At 71.6% G+C, this 17961-nt stretch carries 17 protein-coding genes; 13 read left to right on the forward strand and 4 right to left on the reverse strand.

Going from position 1 to position 17961, the window contains the following annotated elements:
- Positions 1–35: 35 nt before the first annotated feature.
- A complete protein-coding gene (locus IE278_RS04480) occupies positions 36–815 on the reverse strand; it encodes a LysR substrate-binding domain-containing protein (RefSeq protein ID WP_189768838.1) in 780 nt (259 codons plus the stop codon).
- 37 nt (positions 816–852) lie between these two features.
- Here IE278_RS04480 and IE278_RS04485 point away from each other — a divergent pair, with 37 nt between their 5' ends.
- Both IE278_RS04485 and IE278_RS04490 read left to right on the forward strand, forming a co-directional pair.
- Positions 853–1260 (forward strand): DUF5997 family protein, encoded by a 408-nt coding sequence (locus IE278_RS04485; RefSeq protein WP_189768840.1) that lies wholly within the window; start codon positions 853–855, stop codon positions 1258–1260.
- 96 nt (positions 1261–1356) lie between these two features.
- Positions 1357–2382, forward strand: a complete 1026-nt coding sequence (locus tag IE278_RS04490; protein ID WP_189768842.1) for an LLM class flavin-dependent oxidoreductase — start codon at positions 1357–1359, stop codon at positions 2380–2382.
- Between the two features lie 23 nt (positions 2383–2405).
- Here IE278_RS04490 and IE278_RS04495 read toward each other — a convergent pair whose 3' ends face one another.
- On the reverse strand, positions 2406–2714 hold the full coding sequence (locus IE278_RS04495; protein WP_189768843.1) for a GNAT family N-acetyltransferase: 309 nt from the start codon (positions 2712–2714) through the stop codon (positions 2406–2408).
- A 168-nt stretch (positions 2715–2882) separates the two neighbouring features.
- On the opposite strand from IE278_RS04495, the gene IE278_RS04500 reads away from it, so the two are divergent.
- Positions 2883–3692, forward strand: coding sequence for an SAM-dependent methyltransferase (locus tag IE278_RS04500; protein ID WP_189768845.1), 810 nt, complete (start codon positions 2883–2885; stop codon positions 3690–3692).
- A 216-nt stretch (positions 3693–3908) separates the two neighbouring features.
- Positions 3909–4175 (forward strand): hypothetical protein, encoded by a 267-nt coding sequence (locus tag IE278_RS04505; protein ID WP_189768848.1) that lies wholly within the window; start codon positions 3909–3911, stop codon positions 4173–4175.
- A 33-nt stretch (positions 4176–4208) separates the two neighbouring features.
- On the opposite strand, the gene IE278_RS04510 is transcribed toward IE278_RS04505, so the two are convergent.
- Positions 4209–4661, reverse strand: a complete 453-nt coding sequence (locus IE278_RS04510; protein ID WP_246569841.1) for an STAS domain-containing protein — start codon at positions 4659–4661, stop codon at positions 4209–4211.
- A 267-nt stretch (positions 4662–4928) separates the two neighbouring features.
- On the opposite strand from IE278_RS04510, the gene IE278_RS04515 reads away from it, so the two are divergent.
- From IE278_RS04515 to IE278_RS04535, 5 genes are all read left to right on the forward strand, one after another.
- The gene (locus tag IE278_RS04515) at positions 4929–5603 is read left to right on the forward strand and encodes a response regulator transcription factor (protein WP_189768852.1); all 675 of its coding nucleotides are present in this window, start codon (positions 4929–4931) and stop codon (positions 5601–5603) included.
- An 8-nt stretch (positions 5604–5611) separates the two neighbouring features.
- The gene (locus tag IE278_RS04520; RefSeq protein WP_189768854.1) at positions 5612–7339 is read left to right on the forward strand and encodes a hybrid sensor histidine kinase/response regulator; all 1728 of its coding nucleotides are present in this window, start codon (positions 5612–5614) and stop codon (positions 7337–7339) included.
- A 57-nt stretch (positions 7340–7396) separates the two neighbouring features.
- Positions 7397–7618 (forward strand): hypothetical protein, encoded by a 222-nt coding sequence (locus tag IE278_RS04525; protein WP_189768856.1) that lies wholly within the window; start codon positions 7397–7399, stop codon positions 7616–7618.
- A 120-nt stretch (positions 7619–7738) separates the two neighbouring features.
- Complete coding sequence (locus IE278_RS04530) at positions 7739–8311, forward strand: antibiotic biosynthesis monooxygenase (RefSeq protein WP_246569844.1); 573 nt, start codon at positions 7739–7741, stop codon at positions 8309–8311.
- Between the two features lie 205 nt (positions 8312–8516).
- Positions 8517–10232, forward strand: coding sequence for a hypothetical protein (locus IE278_RS04535; protein WP_189768861.1), 1716 nt, complete (start codon positions 8517–8519; stop codon positions 10230–10232).
- A 460-nt stretch (positions 10233–10692) separates the two neighbouring features.
- On the opposite strand, the gene IE278_RS04540 is transcribed toward IE278_RS04535, so the two are convergent.
- Complete coding sequence (locus tag IE278_RS04540) at positions 10693–11469, reverse strand: L,D-transpeptidase family protein (RefSeq protein WP_189768863.1); 777 nt, start codon at positions 11467–11469, stop codon at positions 10693–10695.
- A gap of 299 nt (positions 11470–11768) precedes the next feature.
- Here IE278_RS04540 and IE278_RS04545 point away from each other — a divergent pair, with 299 nt between their 5' ends.
- The 4 genes from IE278_RS04545 (at position 11769) to IE278_RS04560 (ending at position 17917) form a co-directional block, all read left to right on the forward strand.
- Entirely contained in the window at positions 11769–13157 is a 1389-nt protein-coding gene (locus IE278_RS04545) for a glycoside hydrolase family 10 protein (RefSeq protein WP_189768865.1), read from the forward strand.
- 166 nt (positions 13158–13323) lie between these two features.
- Positions 13324–13770 carry a PPOX class F420-dependent oxidoreductase gene (locus IE278_RS04550; protein ID WP_189768867.1) on the forward strand — a complete coding sequence of 149 codons (447 nt, stop codon included), beginning with the start codon at positions 13324–13326 and terminating at the stop codon, positions 13768–13770.
- 198 nt (positions 13771–13968) lie between these two features.
- Positions 13969–15135 carry a S1 family peptidase gene (locus IE278_RS04555; RefSeq protein ID WP_189768869.1) on the forward strand — a complete coding sequence of 389 codons (1167 nt, stop codon included), beginning with the start codon at positions 13969–13971 and terminating at the stop codon, positions 15133–15135.
- Positions 15136–15475: 340 nt separating this feature from the next.
- A complete protein-coding gene (locus IE278_RS04560; RefSeq protein WP_189768871.1) occupies positions 15476–17917 on the forward strand; it encodes a GH92 family glycosyl hydrolase in 2442 nt (813 codons plus the stop codon).
- The last annotated feature ends 44 nt before the right edge of the window (positions 17918–17961 follow it).

Below are 17961 nucleotides of genomic sequence, written 5' to 3' on the forward strand. Positions count from 1 at the left end.
CAGGGTGTCACTGCCCCGCGCCCCTTCGGGGTCCGCTAGCGACCGCGGGGCTTGCCTCGCTTGGCGCCCTTGGTGCTCTTGGCGCCCTTGGCGGGACCCGCACCCCTCCGGGGGTTCTTGGCACCGGTCCTGCCCGTAGCGGGCTTGCCGCGGGGGGTGGCCTTGTCCGGGGAGCGCGCGGGCTTCTGCTCGGCCGCGGGCTGCGTACGGCCGCGTGAGCTGTTGACCGTACGGCCGCGGACGATCCCGATGAAGTCCTCCACCAGGTCCGTGGTCCGCTCCTCCGGCCACGACAGGGCGACCCGCGACTCGGGGGCGTCCGTCACCGGCCGGTAGGTGAGGTCCTTGCGGTGGTGGAGGCGGGCGATCGACTGCGGAACGACGAGGAGTCCCACCCCCGCCGCCACCAGGTCGACCGCGTCGGCCGTCGTGGCGGGGCGCTCGATCGCGGGGCGGCCCGGCAGGCGCTCCCAGTCGAGGGTGTCGTCCAGCGGGTGCAGCACGATGTCGTCCGCCAGGTCCTCGGCGCTCACCTCGTCCACCGCGGCCACGACGTGGTCCTTGGGGACGACTACCACGCTCGTCTCCGTGTAGAGGGGAATCGCGCTGAGATCCGTACCGTCGACCGGCAGCCGGACCAGGCCCGCGTCCGCGTCGCCGCCCCGCAGCGCGTCGAAGGACTCGCCGACGGACATCGCGAGGAGCGTCAGGGGGACGTCGGGCAGCCGCTCGTTCCAGATCCGCACCCATTTGCTGGGCGTCACTCCCGGGACATACGCGAGCCGGAACGAAGGGGAATCTTCCGAGCCTGTCACCTGGCCAGGTTACCCGGCGTGGTCGGCGCTGGTTCACATGCTCGATACCCTTGCCGTTATGACGTCGCACGAGAACACCCAGACGATGAAGCCCGCGACCGCGGCGAAGAAGCTGGGTGTGTACCTAGAGGCCACACCCGCCGAGTTCCAGGAAGGTGTCGTCTCGCGCTCCGAGCTCACCGCACTCCAGGCCGATCCGCCCGAGTGGCTGCAGGAGCTGCGGCGCACCGGACCGCACCCCCGGCCGGTGGTCGCCGCCAAGCTCGGCGTCTCCATCTCCGGGCTCGCCCGCGGCGGGGTGACGGACGCCCTCACCACGGACGAGATCGAGGCGCTGAAGAAGGACTCCCCGGAGTGGCTGCAGAAGGAGCGCGCCACACAGGCCGAGGTCCGCAAGGAGACGGCACGCATCAAGGACCTCAAGGACAAGAAGGCCGAGCGGTAGCAGCCGAGCCGCAGCAGTAGCAGTAGCAGTCAGCAGTCAGCAGTCAGCAGTCAGCAGTCAGCAAGTAGACCTCGTGCCGGACGCCGGAGGAGCCCCGTGCCGCTGCCCTCACAACCGTTGCGGAAGCTGGGCTTCCTGACCATCGGCCTGTTCGACGAGGCCGATCCCCGTGCGGGCCACGAGTCCACGCTGAAGATCATCGAGCTGGGTGAGCGGCTGGGCTTCGACAGCGCGTGGCTGCGCCACCGCCATCTCCAGTACGGGATCTCCTCCCCCGTGGCCGTCCTCGCCGCGGCCTCGCAGCGCACCACCCGGATCGAGCTGGGCACCGCGGTCATCCCGCTGGGCTGGGAGAACCCGCTGCGGCTGGCCGAGGACCTGGCCACGGTGGACCTGCTGTCCGGCGGACGCCTCAATCCGGGCGTCAGCGTCGGCCCGCCGATGCACTTCGACCAGGTCAAGGACGCACTGTACCCGGACACCGCGGACGCCGAGGACTTCGGTTACGACCGGGTCAGCCGCCTGCTGGACTTCGTACGCGGCAAACCGGCCACCGACTTCAGCGGGGTCGAGGGGTTCGAGGTGTTCTCGGACCGTGTCCAGCCGCACGCCGCAGGTCTGGGCAGCCGGCTCTGGTACGGCGGCGGCAGCCTGCGGTCGGCCCGGTGGGCCGGTGAGCACGGCATGAACTTCCTGACCAGCAGTGTCGTGAAGGCGGAGGAGTCCGAGGACTTCGCCGAGATCCAGCTGTCCCACGTACGGGCCTTCCGCGCCGCTCACCCCGACGGTGAGCGCGCCCGCGTCTCCCAGGGGCTCGTCGTCATCCCCACCGACAGTGCCACGCCCGGGCAGCGCGCGAAGTACGAGGCGTACGCCGCGAAGCGGACCCCTCGTACCGCGACGCCCCACGGTCCCGCGCGCATGATGTTCGCGCCGGATCTCGTCGGGACCTCCGCCGAGATCGCCGAACGGCTGTACGCGCACGCCGCGTTCCGGGAGATCGACGAGGTCGCTTTCGCGCTGCCCTTCACCTTCGAGCACGCGGACTACGTACAGATCCTCACCGACCTGGCCACCGGACTGGGCCCGGCACTGGGCTGGCGGCCGTCGGCCCAGGGATAGCGGGCCCCTCCCCCCGGCGTGCCTCAGTCGCTGACCCTGCTGCGCGCCTGGTACAGCAGGTCGCCGTACTCGGGGTGCCGGGCGATCCAGCCGGCGTAGAAGGGGCAGGTGGCCAGCACCCGCAGGCCGGCCGCGCGCGCCTCGTCGAGGGAGGCCCGCACCAGCGCGGAGCCGACGCCCTTGCCCTCGCACTCCGGGGTCACCTCGGTGTGCACGAACGCGATGAGCTCCGCCGTGCGGATGTAGTCCGCCCAGCCGGCGACCTCGGGCGCCCCGTCGAGCCGGGCCTCGTAACGCCGCGCCTCGGGCGCGTCGCTCACCTCCACCGCCATGTCTCCTCCTGCTGTGCGCACGGTCGATCAAGGTCACGACCCTAACCCACACGTGGCCGAAACCATCCGGTGCACCCCCGTTGACCTGCCCGTACACGGGTGGCCGGGGTGCTCGTTCCACTACGTTGGCGAGCGGCCGACGACACACGATCTCCAGGAGGCGCTCCCGTGCCGGACCAGGAACCCCAGCTCGCCGACGCTGCCGGGCTGCGGGCCCGGATCGACACGGACAAGCCGCACTCCGCCCGTTTCTGGAACTACTTCGTGGGCGGCAAGGACCACTACGAGGTGGACCGGGAGATCGGCGACCAGATCAAGGAGATCTTCCCCGGTCTGGTCGACGTGGCGCTCACGAGCCGGCGCTTCCTCGGGCGCGCGGTCCGGCACCTCGCCGGTGAGCGGGGCATCCGGCAGTTCCTCGACATCGGCACCGGGCTGCCGACCGCCGACAACACCCACGAGGTCGCCCAGTGCGTGGCCCCGGACGCGCGGATCGTGTACGTCGACAACGACCCCCTGGTACTCGCCCACGCGCGTGCCCTGCTCACCAGCACCCCGGAAGGCCGCACGGCCTACATCGACGCCGATCTGTACGAGCCCGCGGCGATCCTGGAAGCGGCGGCGCACACCCTGGACCTGTCGCGGCCCGTCGCCCTGATGATCCTCAACACGCTCGGCCATGTCGCCGAGTACGACCGGGCGCGGCAGCTGGTCGGGGACCTCATGGCCCGCCTGCCGTCCGGGAGTTACCTCGTCATCAGCGACAGCACCGCCACCAGCGAGGGCATGATCGCCGCCTCGGAGGCGTACAACGCCAGCGGGGCCGTCCCGTACCACGTGCGCGGTGTCGAGGAGATCGCCGGCTTCTTCGAGGGGCTGGATCTGGTCGAACCCGGCATCGTCCAGGTCACCCGGTGGCGCCCGGACTCGCCGGGCTCCGTGGTGGACGCCTACGGCGGAGTGGGCCGCAAGCCGTAACCGCGCCAGTGCCAGCGCCTGACCCTGCTCCCGCTCCGGGTCCGGCTCCGGGTCCGGCTCCGGGTCCGGCTCCGGCGGGGCGCCCACGTTTGGGTGATGAATGCGCGCCGATGGCACGGGCCGCCCCGAGCATGGCTGTAGGAGCGGCGAGGTCACGCGATCGCGTGGCCGGATCTCCCGCTCGTCCGTCCATCACTTCTCCATCAGGGAGCAACCATGCGTGTGCGCACCATCCTTGCCGCCGGCGTCTTCGCCGCCACCGCGATCCTGGGCGGCGCCGGCGCGGCCGTCGCCGACGAACACGACGAGCGCCACAACGACGGCCGCAACGACAGCCGCTACGAGGGCGACTTCCGCGCGTGCGGCGTGTTCGCGGGCGCCGGTGACGGCCACGCCTACTACGGCAACGGCTGCGCGGAGTCCCACTGGGAGGGCGAGAACCAGGGCGGCGAGTACGGCGGCGGTCACCACTTCGGGCGCTGACCGGCCGTAGCGCCGCCGTTCGGGGAACGGTCGTCATGACCGTTCCCCGAACGCTCGTACCGGACGGTCCGCGGCGGCGTGCGTCGTGCCGTGCGCGCCCTCTGTTCCGGTGGCCCGGGCCACCGCCTCGTCGAACGTGGTGACGGGACGCAGGACGTCATGGGTGCCGTGCGCGCGGACCAGCCGCAGGGTGTCGGGCCGGCAGAGTACGCCTACGGCCGCCTCATGGGTCAGGGCCCGCCGACAGAAACGTACGAACATGTTCAAGCCGGTGCTGTCCACGAAGGAGACGGCACGCAGGTCGATGACGTACGCCGAGGCGCGCAGGGCGACCACCGAGTCCAGCCAGGTGCGTAGCCGGGCCGCGCAGGCCAGGTCGATGTCACCGTGCAGTTCCACGACGACCAGACCGTTCCCGTCGTACAGCCCGCAGTGTTCGGCGGGTGGTGGCCACGAGGCCGTGACGACGGGCTTCAGGTCGTACACGTGCAAGCCGTTCCGGTCCGCGACCCCTGCGTTCCCGGTGCAAGGCCGGCCGTTCGGCGTCCCCCGTCGACGGCCCTGTTCCGGCCCGGACCTGTGCGGCGGTGTGCGCTCCCCGCACCACACGAGCCCGTGCCGGAACTCCCCCCGTGTCGGCTCCCCCTTGAACCGCGGGTGCCTACTGTTCTACCTTCGCCACATGGTCGGGGCATCAACGCCCGCTCACCGGCGACACAACGAGCGGGCGGCAGTGAGGCCGGGTGGTGACGGGTGCGTCCACATCTCGCGCTGATCGACGACGACACCGACTTCGCACTGATGTGCCGTTCCTATCTGGAGCGTGAGGGCTTCACGGTCACCTGGGCCATGGACGCCCGCGCCGGCCGGGCCGTCATGCACCAGGGTGGTGTGGAGCTGGTCGTCCTCGATCTGGGGCTTCCCGACGGCAGCGGACTCGAACTGCTGCGGACCCTGCGCGCCACCAGCCGACTGCCGGTGATCGTCGTCAGCGGACGCGGCCATGAGACAGACCGGGTGGCCGGGCTGGAGATCGGGGCGGACGACTACCTCGTCAAGCCGTTCTCGCAGCGGGAGTTGGTGGCGCGGATCGGTGCCGTACTGCGCAGGTGCCGGCCGCCGGAGATCCCGGCCGTCCTCGACGTGGGCTCGCTGCGCGTCGACACGGCCGCGTGCCTGGCGAGCGGTACGGGCGTCGCTCTGACCCTGCGGCCCAAGGAGTACGCCCTCCTGGAACTCCTCGCGCGCTCCCCCGGCCGCGTCTTCTCCGCCGAGCAGTTGCTGGAGCAGATCTGGGGCGCGTCCTGGCAGCAGTCCGCCACCGTGATCGAGCACGTGTACCGGCTGCGCGGAAAACTCGCCCGACTCCCCGTGCCCGCCCCGAGGATCACCACGGTGCGCGGCTACGGGTACCGCCTCGACCCCTGAGAGCCGCCGTGTCCACGACCAGTCCGTCGAACAGTCCGTCAGGCAGCCAGTCGCGCACGCCCTCGGGCAGTCCCTACGCCGTTCCGGATTTCCGGCAGCTCTTCGAGTTCGCTCTCTCCCCGTTGCTGATCCTCGCGCCGGACTTCGTCATCGTCGAGGTCAACCGTGCCTATCTCGCGGCCACCGGCAAGGGGCGGGACATCGTCGGACGGCGCATCTTCGACGTGTTCCCCGACAATCCGGCCGATCCCGCGGCCGACGGCGTCGCCAATCTGCGCCGTTCGCTGGAGACGGTGGTGGGCACCGCGCGTACGGACACCATGGCGCTGCAGCGGTACGACATCCCTGCGGGCGGGAACACCGACGACGGCACCGGGTTCGTGGAGCGCTGGTGGAGCCCGGTCAACACGCCGGTCCTGGACGCCGAGGGCCGGGTGTCGCACATCATCCACCGGGTGGAGGACGTCACCGAGTTCGTGCTGGTGCGACGGGCCGGACGCGAGAAGGAGAGGGCCGCCGCGGAGGCGCGGACCCGCGCGGAGGGCATGGAGATCGACCTGTTCGTCCGCGCGCGGGAGATCCGCGAGGTCAACGAGCAGCTGCGGCGGCTGAACGGCGACCTCGACGCGGCGGGACACCGGCTGCGGGAGGAGCAGCGTGCCAAGGACCGGTTCATCGCGACGCTCTCGCACGAGCTGCGCAACCCGCTGGCCGCCGCCACCGCGGCGACCGAGCTGCTGGGGCTCGACATGCCCGGCGGCCATCCCGCGCTGTCCGTCCTGGAACGGCAGCTCGGCATCCTGGCCCGGATGAGCAACGACCTGCTGGACGGCACCCGCGCGGTGACCGGACGTCTGGAGCTGGTGCCCGAGCGGATGGACCTGCGCTCCGCCGTCGAGAGCGCCTGCGCCGACATCCGGGGCCTGTTCGGCCACGAGGGGCGCGTGCTGGACGTCCGGCTGCCCGACCGTCCGGTGCTGGTCGACGGCGACCGGCTGCGGCTGGCCCAGGTGCTGACCAACCTGCTGTCCAACGCGCTCAAGTACACGCTGCCGGGCGGCCGTACGGCCATCCACCTGTCGGCCGGGGAAGGGCGGGCCCAACTCACCGTCCGGGACGACGGGATCGGTTTCGACCCCGGTCAGGCCGAGGAGCTGTTCGGTGTGTTCATGCGGGCCGCGCCGGCCGGGCCGCAGACTCCCGAGGGTCTCGGCCTGGGTCTGTCGGTGGTCCGTACCATCCTCGAACTGCACGGTGGCCGGATCTCCGCGCACAGCGACGGTCCCGGCACCGGAGCCTCGTTCACCGCTCTGCTGCCGCTGGCCGCGTCCGACGGCGATCCGCCGCCTGCCCGGCCCGTGACGCCGCGTCGTGGGCGCAAGCAGCTGGCCGTCCTGATCGTCGAGGACAACACGGATCTCGCCGCGACCTACCGCACGCTGCTGGACCGCCAGGGCCATCACGTCACGGTCGTCCACACGGGCGCGGACGCCGTCACCGCGACCGGGAGCCACGTCTTCGACGTCGTGGTGTGTGATCTCGGGCTGCCCGACATGGACGGCTACGAGGTGGCCCGGACGGTGCGCTCACGTCCGCAGGGTGCCTCGCTGCGTCTCATCGCGGTCTCCGGCTTCAGCCGCGGCACCGACCGCACGCGGTCCCGCGAGGCCGGATTCGACGCCCACCTGGCGAAACCCCTGCCTCTCGCGGACCTGCTCGACCTCCTGGAGGCCTGACCGTCCCGGGTGCCGGAGTGCCTGGGTCGAAAGGGCTCGCGTGGGTACCCGTATCTCATGACTGACGTGGTGGACTCCGATGAACTCCTGCGCCGTATCCAGCGGGCCCGCTCCTGGGCCGGCCGGGAGGAGCAGGCATGGAAGGCGCGCGGCGAAGAACTCAGGACGGAGGATCCGGACAGCGCGCGCGACGCCGAGCTGCGCGGACACACCTACGAGGCGGTGCGCAAGGCGCTGGACGAGATAGTCACCCCGGGTGTGCACGATGTGGACGGCTGAATTCTCCTCACCGGCACTTCTTCACCGGTATCTCTTCACTGGCACCCACTTCACCGGCATTCACTTCACCGGTCCGTTTCGCCGGTCCGTGCATGACCCGCTCGGCCCATGGAACCCGAGATGGCCATGAGCACCCCGCAGGTCCCATGCGCCGAGCCCGTCACCACGGTCCTCACCTGGCAGGTACGTCCCGGCCGGGAAGCCGAGTTCGAGGAGTGGACCCGAGGCGTCGCCGACTGCGTCGCGCGGTTCCCCGGCAACGAAGGGGTGTCCTGGCTGCGCCCCGAGCCCGGGCACCGGTTCCACGCGGTGCTCCGCTTCGCCGATCCGCAGCGGCTCACCGACTGGCTGGTCTCGCCCGAGCGCGCGGAGTGGCACGCGCGGATCGAGGGCGTCGCCACCGAGGTCCGTGACGAACGCCAGTCGACCACCGGGATGGAGAGCTGGTTCCGGCTCCCCGGCACCGCCGTGAAGGCGCCGCCGCGCTGGAAGATGGTCCTGACGACGTTCCTCGGCGCCTACCCGCTGACGCTCCTCATCCAGTGGCTGGTGGCGCCCGGTACGGCCGCGTGGCCCCTGCCCCTGCGCGCCGCCGTCTTCCCCCTCGTACTGCTGCCCGTGCTGACCTATCTGGTCATGCCGGGGCTCAGCCGGCTGCTGCGGTTGTGGCTGTACGGCACCCCCGACGACTGACGTCCTGAGCGGTCCGGCTCCGGTCCGCGTCACACGTACGCCTCATCCCGTTGGCGGCGTTTGGCGCGGGCGCTTAGAAAGGTCGCACAGCAACTCTCGGGCCGCACGTCCGGGCCACGACAGCGACTGCACCCTTCGTAGGGAGCCGAGTATGACAACCCGTTCGCCTTTCGACGCCGATCGACCTGGCATATCTCCCGAGAGCGTGGTCGACGCCACCATCCCGCCGCTACCGGTCTCCGCCCCCTGGCACACCGTGCCGGACGAGGCGCCGGACAGGGGCGCGCGCAGAGCCGAGCGCCGGTACCCCGACGCGGTCGACCCCCGGTACGCCGGACCGGCCGACGCCGTCGAGCAGCGGTACGCGGATCCGGCCGACGCCGACGAGCAGCGGTACGCCGACCCCGCTGACGAGATCGACCACCGGTACCCCGACCCGGCCGCCGAGGTCGAGCAGCGGTACGCGGGCCCGGCCGACGCCGACGAGCACCGGTACGCCGACCCGGCCGACGAGGTCGACCACCGGTACCCGGACGCGGCCGACAGGGTGCCCCGCCGCCACACCGCCCCGGCCGACCGGAATGGCAGGGACGGCCGCGACGGCCGCGACGGCCGCGACGACAGGGAAGGCCGGGACAACCGCGACGGCCGGGACGAGCGCCGCTTCGCGGGGCCCGCCGACGAGGCCGACCACGCGCACGCGGGAGCGGCCGACGAGGCCCGCCGCCCGCATCCCGCCGCGGCCCCGGCCCCGGCCAAGGCCCAGGCCCCGGCCCCGGCCAAGGCCCAGGCCCCGGCCCCGGCCCCCGTCCCGGTGGTCCAGGCCGATCCGCGGTCCACCGACTCGGCCGCCGAGTTCGACAGGAAGTACCCCGACCAGGCCGAGATCGAGGCCGATCCCGCGTACATCAACCCGGTCGACGGACTGGTGCACGCCGCGGTGGCCGACCGGCCGCTGGAAGAGGTCATCGAGCTCATCGAACTGCTGGAGCAGTCACCGGAGTACGCGAGGGCCACGATCGACGCGCTGCGGGCGGTCGGCACGGACCGGTCCGTGGAGGACGTGAGCCGGCTGGTGGCCCTGCTGACCCGGCCGCCGAGGAACGCCGACAGCGCCGACGAGGCGATCCGCGCGGCGGCCGAGGGCCGGCCCGTGGAGGACGTCACCAGGCTGATGGCGCTGCTGCACCGGCCCCCGCTCGAACCCCACTGCGGCGAGGCCGCGGTGCGGGCCGCCGCTACCAGCCGGCCGGTCGAGGAACTGGTGGAACTGATCGGCCGCATGGCCCACGAGCAGGGCGTACGCGAGGGCCGGCAGCAGGGGACGCCGCCGACGCGCGAGGAGCGGAAGGCGGCGGAGGCGGCCCGCGCGGCCTCGGCCAAGGACAAGTCCCCCTCCGGGGACCGGCTGCTCGCCGAGGGCGGCACGGTGGCCATCGGCCGTACAGCCCGGACGCGCCGGAGCCGGCCCGCGAAGAACGTCGACTCCCCCGCCTGGCCGCGCCTGGCCGCGGCGCTGATGCTCGTGGTGTGCGGGCTGGCCCACTTCCCGCCGCACCGCGACGGCGCGTCCCTCAGCGCCTACGGGTTCGTCATGGGCGGCTGCGGTCTGTGCGTCCTGCTGGGTCTCGCACTGCTCCGCCGGAGCGTGGTGCCCGTGCTCGCCCTGGGCATCATCGTGCCCGCGGCGCTCGCGGTCGCCCAGCTCCTGGAGGGCCGTATCCAGTCGCAGGGCCTGTCCCGGGCCCTGGACCTGACCCTCGCGCCGCCGTGGCTCGCCGGTCTCGCGGCCGTGCTCGCCGCACTGGCGGCCCTGACGGCGCTGGTCTCGCTGCTGGCCTCGTCGAGGCCCCGGCCGCGGCCCGACGTACGGCAGTTGGCCGGGCAGCCGGCCGAACCGGACCGGGCGGCGACGGGCTGACCCGGCGCGAAGGACCGGAGCCCGGTCTGCGGGCGTGACGTCGAACGGCGGCTGTCCGACACTCTCGGGTGTCGGACAGCCGCCGTTCGACGTCACGCGGCGCGTTCGTCGTCATGTCGCACGTTCGTCGTCGCTCCGTGCGTCCGTCGTCATGTCGCTCGTCGGCCGCCCGTTCGCGCGGGCTGCGCACGACGACTCGCCGCGCACGGGGCCTCGTTGGCCCGCGCGGGAGTCTCCTGGCCGCCGCGCAGCACGTAGGTGCCTCCGCTGAGGCGACGCAGAGGCGTCACTCGGATCCTGACCTCCGGCTGCTGGGTGGTGTCCATGCGTCCACAGTGCGCCCGAGGGGCGGGAGCAACCAGATCTCTCCTGTGAGCAGGACCGCGGATCCTGGTACCCGCACCACCAGTCAACGGGCGGCCACCGGTCGCCCGTTCGCGAGCACGGGCGGCGTCCGCCCTCAGCGTCTGAGTGCGGCCGCGTCGCCCATGGCGATCACCGGGTGTCGGTCGGGATCGACCGCCCGCAGCAGGGCCTTCATATGCTCCTCGCGCAGGCTGACGCAGCCCTGGGTGGGGCCGCCGTGGTCGACGTGCACCCAGATGCCGCCGCCCCGGCCCGCCCCGAGGGGCCGCGTCCAGTCGAGGGGTGTGTTGCCGGGTTCGCGGTTGTAGTCGATGGCGATCACGTAGTCGAAGGAGCCGGCCAGGGGCTCGCCCTCGAAGCCCGTACCGTCGACGGAGAAGCCGCCGGAGTGGTCGTACGGGAGACGGGTGCCGGGATCGCCGCGCAGGCCGCCCGCGTCCGTGAGCGTGTAGACCCCGACGGGCGAACGGAGGTCGCCGATCACATGGTGGTCGGTCCAGCCCTTGAAGGCGTTGTGCGCGGGCCAGACGGTCCCGGCGTGCCAGCCGGACGCCGTGCGCTCGTACAGCACCGCGGTGGAGACGGGGGAGTTCCGCCCCCGGCCCGTGACCACGAGCACCTGACTCGTCCTGGGGGAGATCTTGGCCGAGGTCCTGGGCCCCAGGCTCGGCAGTTGGCGCGGGGCCACGTCCAGGGAGATCCGGGGTGCGGGCGCGGGCCTGGCCCCGCCTGCGCTCGTGGTGTGCGCGCCCGGTGTGCGCTCCGTCGTCCTCGTCTCTCCGGCGCCGCAGCCGACGAGGACGGCGAGAGAGAGGGCAGCCGCCAGGGCGACGGCGGAACGGCGTCCGGCGCCGCGTGTGCTCGTGGTCATGTGTCGACCCTGACCGACACCTATGCGGAACTTGTCAGGCGCGCGGGATCACTCACCCATCACGCTCGCACCTCCTTCTTCGAAACATTCGGTCCCTCTGACGATTATTCAGGGGAACATAGGCGGGGTTCGGCGGTTAGGCAAGAGGATCCGGGCGACACACGGGGCGGCCCGACCAACTTGAGCCAACCGAAATACGGTGCGGCACAGCCCGTTGACGACCCGTATGACCGGCCGTAAGGTCTGCGCAGCCATTCGGAAACATGCTCGAAACTTTCGATAGCGCAGAAGGGGACGACATGCTCAGCCGTACGTTCAAGGACCGCACCGTCACACCTCCGCCCCGCAGGTCGAGGATTCGAAGAGCCCTGGTGTTCGGCACAGCCGGCCTGCTCGCCGCGGCCGGGGTCACCGCTCTCGCGGGAACGGCCGCGGCGGCGAGCACGCTCGGGGCCGCGGCGGCCGAGAAGGGCCGCTACTTCGGCACCGCGGTCGCGGCCAACCACCTGGGCGAGGCCGCGTACGCCTCGACGCTCAACACGGAGTTCAACTCCGTGACCCCCGAGAACGAGATGAAGTGGGACGCCCTCGAGCCCAGCCGCAACTCCTTCTCGTACGGCTCCGCCGACCAGATCGTCAACCACGCCCAGAGCAGGGGCATGAAGGTCCGCGGGCACACCCTCGTCTGGCACTCCCAGCTGCCCGGCTGGGTCGGCGGGCTGGGCGCCTCCGACCTCAGAACGGCGATGAACAACCACATCACCCAGGTCATGACCCACTACAAGGGGAAGATCCACTCCTGGGACGTCGTCAACGAGGCCTTCCAGGACGGCAGCAGCGGCGCCCGGCGCAGCTCACCCTTCCAGGACAAGCTCGGCAACGGCTTCATCGAGGAGGCGTTCCGCACCGCACGGACGGTCGACCCGGCCGCCAAGCTCTGTTACAACGACTACAACACCGACGGTGTCAACGCGAAGAGCAACGCCGTCTACAACCTGGTGAAGGACTTCAAGGCACGCGGTGTGCCGATCGACTGCGTCGGCTTCCAGTCCCACTTCAACAGCGCCTCCCCCGTGCCCGGCGACTACCGGGCGAACCTGCAGCGCTTCGCCGATCTGGGCGTCGACGTGCAGATCACCGAGCTGGACATCGAGGGCTCCGGCAGCGCGCAGGCCGCCAGCTACACCAACGTGGTGAACGCCTGCCTCGGCGTCTCCCGCTGCACCGGGATCACCGTGTGGGGCGTCACCGACAAGTACTCCTGGCGCGCGAGCGGCACACCGCTGCTGTTCGACGGCAACTACAACAAGAAGGCCGCCTACACCGCCGTACTCACCGCGCTCGGCGGCAGCGGCTCGGGCGGCGGTGGCGGAGGCGGCAACGCCGCCTGCACGGTGACGTACAGCAGGACGAACGACTGGGGCGACCGCTTCAACGGGCAGGTCACGGTGACCGCGGGCAGTGCCGCCATCACCGGGTGGACGACGACGGTCACGGTGTCCTCACCGCAGAAGATCTCCACGACCTGGAACGGCACGCCCAGCTGGGACTCCAGCGGCAACGTCATGACCATGAGGCCCAACGGCAACGGGAGTCTCGCGGCGGGAGCGTCGACGAGCTTCGGGTTCACCGTCATGAAGAACGGCAACTCCTCGGCGCCGACGATCGGTTCGTGCAGCGCGTCCTGAAGCGCCGGCAGCACGCACGGTCTTTCCGGCCTGTCCGACCTGATCGGCCCTTCCGGCGGTCCCGGCTGTACGGCGGGTGTGGCGTGGCGGTTTCTGCCGCCGCGCCGCATCCGCCGTATGGCGTACCGCAGGAATGCCCGGTGGTGTCCCGGGCGTTGCTCAGCGCATGACTGATGACACCGGCCCCGGCCAGGACGCCCTGCTCCGACTCCTCTCCGAGTACGACGGCGGGGTGCTGACGACGCTCAAGCGCGACGGACGCCCCCAGCTGTCCAACGTCAACCACGCGTACTACCCCGACGAGCGGATCGTGCGCGTGTCACTCACCGACGGGCGCGCCAAGACGCGCAATCTGCGCCGCGACCCACGGGCCTCGTACCACGTGACCAGCGCGGACCGCTGGGCCTACACCGTCGCCGAGGGCACCGCCGAACTCTCGCCCGTGGCCCGCGAGCCCGGCGACGAGACCGTGGAGGAGCTGATCCGGCTCTACCGGGACGTACAGGGAGAACATCCCGACTGGGACGACTACCGGGCCGCCATGGTCCGCGACGGCCGGCTCGTGCTGCGGCTGCATGTGGAGCGCGCGTACGGCATTCCGCTCGCCCGCTGACCGGAGCACCGCCTCACCGACCCACCGGCCCACCGGCCCACCGGCCCACCAACTGATACCTCGGCCGCCGACAGCTCTTGTTTTTGGTCTGTACCTGACGATGGTCTGGCGCTAGGCTCTGCCCCGCATTCCATGAGAGCGCTCTCATAGTTCAGCTGTTCCGCCCCCACCTTGCTGGAACAACGAAGGGCTATCGCCTTGAGACGCACCACGACCCTGAGCACCGGCCTGGCCTCCCTCCTTCTGATCGGCGCATGGGCGACCGTCGCCGCCGGACCCGCCTCGGCCGCCCCCGCCCCCGAAGCCACCCCCACCTCCGAAGCACCCGCTTCCGACGCCCTCCTCGACGCCATGCGACGCGACTTCGGCCTGACGAAGGCCGGCGCCGAGGCACGGCTCGCCGCCGAGAAGACGGCGACCGCCGTCGAGCCGAAGGCCGAGCGCGCGGCCGGAGCCGCGTACGGCGGCTCCTGGTTCGACGCCGACAGCGGGAAGTTGACCGTCGCCGTCAAGTCCGGCGCGTCCGCCGCCACGCTCGCCTCCGTGCGCGAGACCGGGGCGAGTGTCCGCACCGTCAAGTACAGCGCGCGGCAGCTCGACGCGGCCAAGGCGCGCATCGACAAGCTGGCCGCGCCGGACGGGGTCAGCAACTGGTACGTCGACGCCGAGTCCAGCTCGGTCGTCGTGGGCGTCGTCGCCGCGCAGCGTGCTGACAACGATGTCCGGGCGTTCCTCGCGAAGGCGCGGGCCGGCGGGCCCGTCACCGTCGAGGAGACCGCCTCCGCACCCGAGACCTTCGCGGCCGGGACCGTCGGCGGCGACCCCTTCTACACCGGCAACGTCCGCTGTTCCATCGGCTTCTCGGTGCACGGCGGGTTCGTCACCGCCGGGCACTGCGGTGGGGCCGGGCAGGGGGTCAGTGGCTGGGACCGCTCGTACATAGGCAACATCCAGGGGTCGTCGTTCCCCGAGAACGACTACGCGTGGGTGAACGTCGGCAGCGGGTGGTGGACCGTGCCCGTCGTACTCGGCTGGGGCACCGTCTCCGACCAGCTCGTGCGGGGTTCCAACGAGGCGCCCGTCGGTGCGTCCATCTGCCGGTCGGGGTCCACCACGCACTGGCACTGCGGGAACGTGCTGGCGAAGAACGAGACGGTCAACTACAGCCAGGGTGCCGTGCGTCAGATGACCAAGACGAGTGTCTGCGCGGAGCCTGGTGACTCCGGCGGGTCGTTCATCAGTGGTGACCAGGCTCAGGGTGTCACTTCCGGCGGGTGGGGGAACTGCTCCACCGGTGGTGAGACGTGGTACCAGCCGGTCAATGAGATTCTCAACCGGTACGGGTTGACGCTGCATACGGCGTGACGCGTCCCGCGCGTCTGTCGGACGGGCTCCGTCACCGGGAGGTGGCGGGGCCCTCAGCGCTCCGCGCGGGGCGTTGTCGGGTGCGGGTCGGTGAGGGCTCGGTGCGCAGTTCCCCGCGCCCCTTAACGGGGCTCGGGTCGAGGTCGCCTGCCCCTCGGAAGGGGCTCGGTGCGCCCACGCGGCGGAGCCGCGCCATGTGAGAGCCGCGCGCCCCGGATTCACCGCGCGTTCACCGGGGTTGCGGCTTTCGGCGGTTCGGGGCGTTTGCCGAAGGCCTACGCTCGGGCGCGATTCCCCGGGCCGGTCCCGGTGTTCGTTCACACGGAAGGTTTTCTCGCACATGGGCCTCAGATCCACCGCCGTGTCGCGGACGTTCGGCAGGAGAGCCGCCGCTCTCGCGCTGACCACCGCGCTCGCCGCCGCACTGCCCGGTCCGGTCTCGGCCGTGGCCGACGCCGCCGCGCCGGCCCGCCCCACCGCGTACGTCGATCCGCTCATCGGCACGGCGAACGGGGGCAACACCTACCCGGGCGCCAACCTCCCGTACGGCATGATCGGCTGGTCGCCGACCAGTACCAGGGGCGACCAGACCAGTACCGGCGCGGCCAACGGCTACGAGTACGGCACGACCCGGCTGCGCGGGCTGAGCCTCACCCATGTGAACGGGGCGGGCTGCAACCCGGGCGCCGCCGGCGACGTACCGATCATGCCGTTCGTCGGGGACGTCACCTCGTCGCCGTCGGCGGACACCACGGACTCCGTCTACGCGGCGAACTTCTCTCACGCCGACGAGCGGGCCGTGCCGGGCCGCTACTCCGTGGGGCTCGACTCCGGCGCCCGCGCGGACCTCGCGGTGTCGCAGCGGGCCGGTGTCGCCGACTTCACGTTCCCCGCCGACAAGCCCGCCAACCTGCTCTTCCGGGTCTCCAACTCGCTGAACGGCAGCGAGGACGCCCAGGTCGAGATCGACCGGGCGAACCGCAAGGTGACCGGGTCGGTGCTGACGGGCGCGTTCTGCGGGCGGCGCGCCAACGGCGGTACGAACAACCGCAAGAGCTACTACCGGCTCTACTTCAGCGCCTCCTTCGACCGCGCCTTCTCCTCCACGGGTACGTGGAAGGACGGCACCCTCTCCCCCGGCGCCACCACGGGCAGCGGCGGCGAGGGCTACGCCACCGGCGCCGACCGCGCCGGCCGCGGCTCGGGCGGTTATGTCGGCTTCGACACCGCGTCCGACAACGATGTCCACATGCGGCTCGGGATCTCGTACGTGAGTCTCTCGGGAGCCGAGGCCAACCTCCGTGAGGAGATAAAGCCACGCGCGAGCGTCGATCAGGTGGCTGCGGCCGGGAGCCGGGCCTGGGACCGTGAGCTGCGTTCCGTGCGGGTCGGGGGTGGCAGTGACGCCCAGCGGACCGCCTTCTACACCGCGCTCTACCACTCCCTCCAGCAGCCCAACCTGGTCAGCGACACCGACGGCCGCTATCCCGGCATGGACGGCAAGGCGCACCGGATCGAGCGCGGGCAGGGGGCGCAGTACAGCAACTTCTCGGGCTGGGACCAGTACCGGGCGCAGATCCAGCTGCTCGCCCTGCTGAAGCCGCGTATCGCCGGGGACTTCGCCCAGTCGCTCTACAACTTCGCCCAGCAGAACGGCGGGGTCTGGGACCGGTGGGTGCACATCAACGGCCCGACGCACGTCATGACCGGTGACCCGACGGCGGCCACGCTCGCCACCTTCTACGCCATGGGGGTACGCAACTTCGACTACCGCGGTGCCTTCGACTCGCTGGCGAAGCAGGCCACCGTGCCGCACCCGGACGGGCTCTCCGACGCGGGCTGCCCCGGCCAGTGCACCGGCCAACGGCCCAACCTGGCCCAGTACATGGCCTCCGGGTACGCGGCGCAGGACGTCTGCCACTGCTGGGGCGGTGCCGCCGAGACGCTGGAGGACTCTGTCGCCGACGACGCGCTCGGCCGCTGGGCGAAGCTGCTGGGGCGTGACGAGCAGGCCGCCGACTTCGCGGAGCGGGGCGGCTGGTGGCGCAACGTCTTCAACCCCGCCGCGACGGACGGGGCGGGCACCAGCGGCTACATCCAGGCGCGCAACCTGGACGGTTCGTGGGTCACGCCGTTCAGTCCCGGCAGCGACCGCGGGTTCGCCCAGGGTACGAGTGCCACGTACACCTGGATGGTGCCGCAGGACGTGCAGGGGCTGGCCGAGGCGATGGGGGGACGTGAGGTGGCCGCGAGCCGGCTCGACAACTTCTTCCACAAGGCCGACGGGTCCTGGTCGGTGAAGGGCGGCGACGCGCTGCGCTACGACCCGACCAACGAGCCCGGCATCCACGCCCCCTGGCTCTACAACGCGCTCGGTCAGCCGTGGAAGACCCAGGCGACCGTCCGGCAGATCGTCGACACCGTCTACGGTACGGGCCCGACGGGACTGCCCGGCAACGACGACCTCGGCACCATGTCCGCCTGGTACGTCTTCTCGGCGCTCGGCGTCTACCCGCAGACGCCGGGCAGCGCCAACCTGCTGCTGGGCGCGCCGCTGTTCCCGCACGCGGTGATCGACCGGCCCGGCCGCGACCTCGTCATCGACGCGCCCGCCGCCGACGCCACGCACGCGTACGTCGACGGAGTCCGGCTCAACGGCCGTACGCACGACCGGTCCTGGACGGACGGCGGTCTCCTGCGGACGGGTGGCACGCTCAAGTTCACTCTGGCCACGGAACCGAACACCCGGTGGGCGACCGCGCCCGCCGGACTGCCCCGCTGATCGGCCGCGGGCGCTCGACATGGGTGTGGCCCCGGATCCGGCTG

It is taken from the genome of Streptomyces tauricus (assembly GCF_014650955.1).
GTDB lineage: Bacteria > Actinomycetota > Actinomycetes > Streptomycetales > Streptomycetaceae > Streptomyces > Streptomyces tauricus.

Bases quoted from the DNA above. Each gene is read 5' to 3' on its own strand.
- IE278_RS04550 (WP_189768867.1), top strand. From the start codon at position 13,324: ATGACTGATGACACCGGCCCCGGCCAGGACGCCCTGCTCCGACTCCTC.
- IE278_RS04530 (WP_246569844.1), top strand. From the start codon at position 7,739: ATGGCCATGAGCACCCCGCAGGTCCCATGCGCCGAGCCCGTCACCACG.
- IE278_RS04540 (WP_189768863.1), bottom strand. From the start codon at position 11,469: ATGACCACGAGCACACGCGGCGCCGGACGCCGTTCCGCCGTCGCCCTG.
- IE278_RS04485 (WP_189768840.1), top strand. From the start codon at position 853: ATGCTCGATACCCTTGCCGTTATGACGTCGCACGAGAACACCCAGACG.
- IE278_RS04505 (WP_189768848.1), top strand. From the start codon at position 3,909: ATGCGTGTGCGCACCATCCTTGCCGCCGGCGTCTTCGCCGCCACCGCG.
- IE278_RS04525 (WP_189768856.1), top strand. From the start codon at position 7,397: ATGACTGACGTGGTGGACTCCGATGAACTCCTGCGCCGTATCCAGCGG.
- IE278_RS04545 (WP_189768865.1), top strand. From the start codon at position 11,769: ATGCTCAGCCGTACGTTCAAGGACCGCACCGTCACACCTCCGCCCCGC.
- IE278_RS04495 (WP_189768843.1), bottom strand. From the start codon at position 2,714: ATGGCGGTGGAGGTGAGCGACGCGCCCGAGGCGCGGCGTTACGAGGCC.
- IE278_RS04560 (WP_189768871.1), top strand. From the start codon at position 15,476: ATGGGCCTCAGATCCACCGCCGTGTCGCGGACGTTCGGCAGGAGAGCC.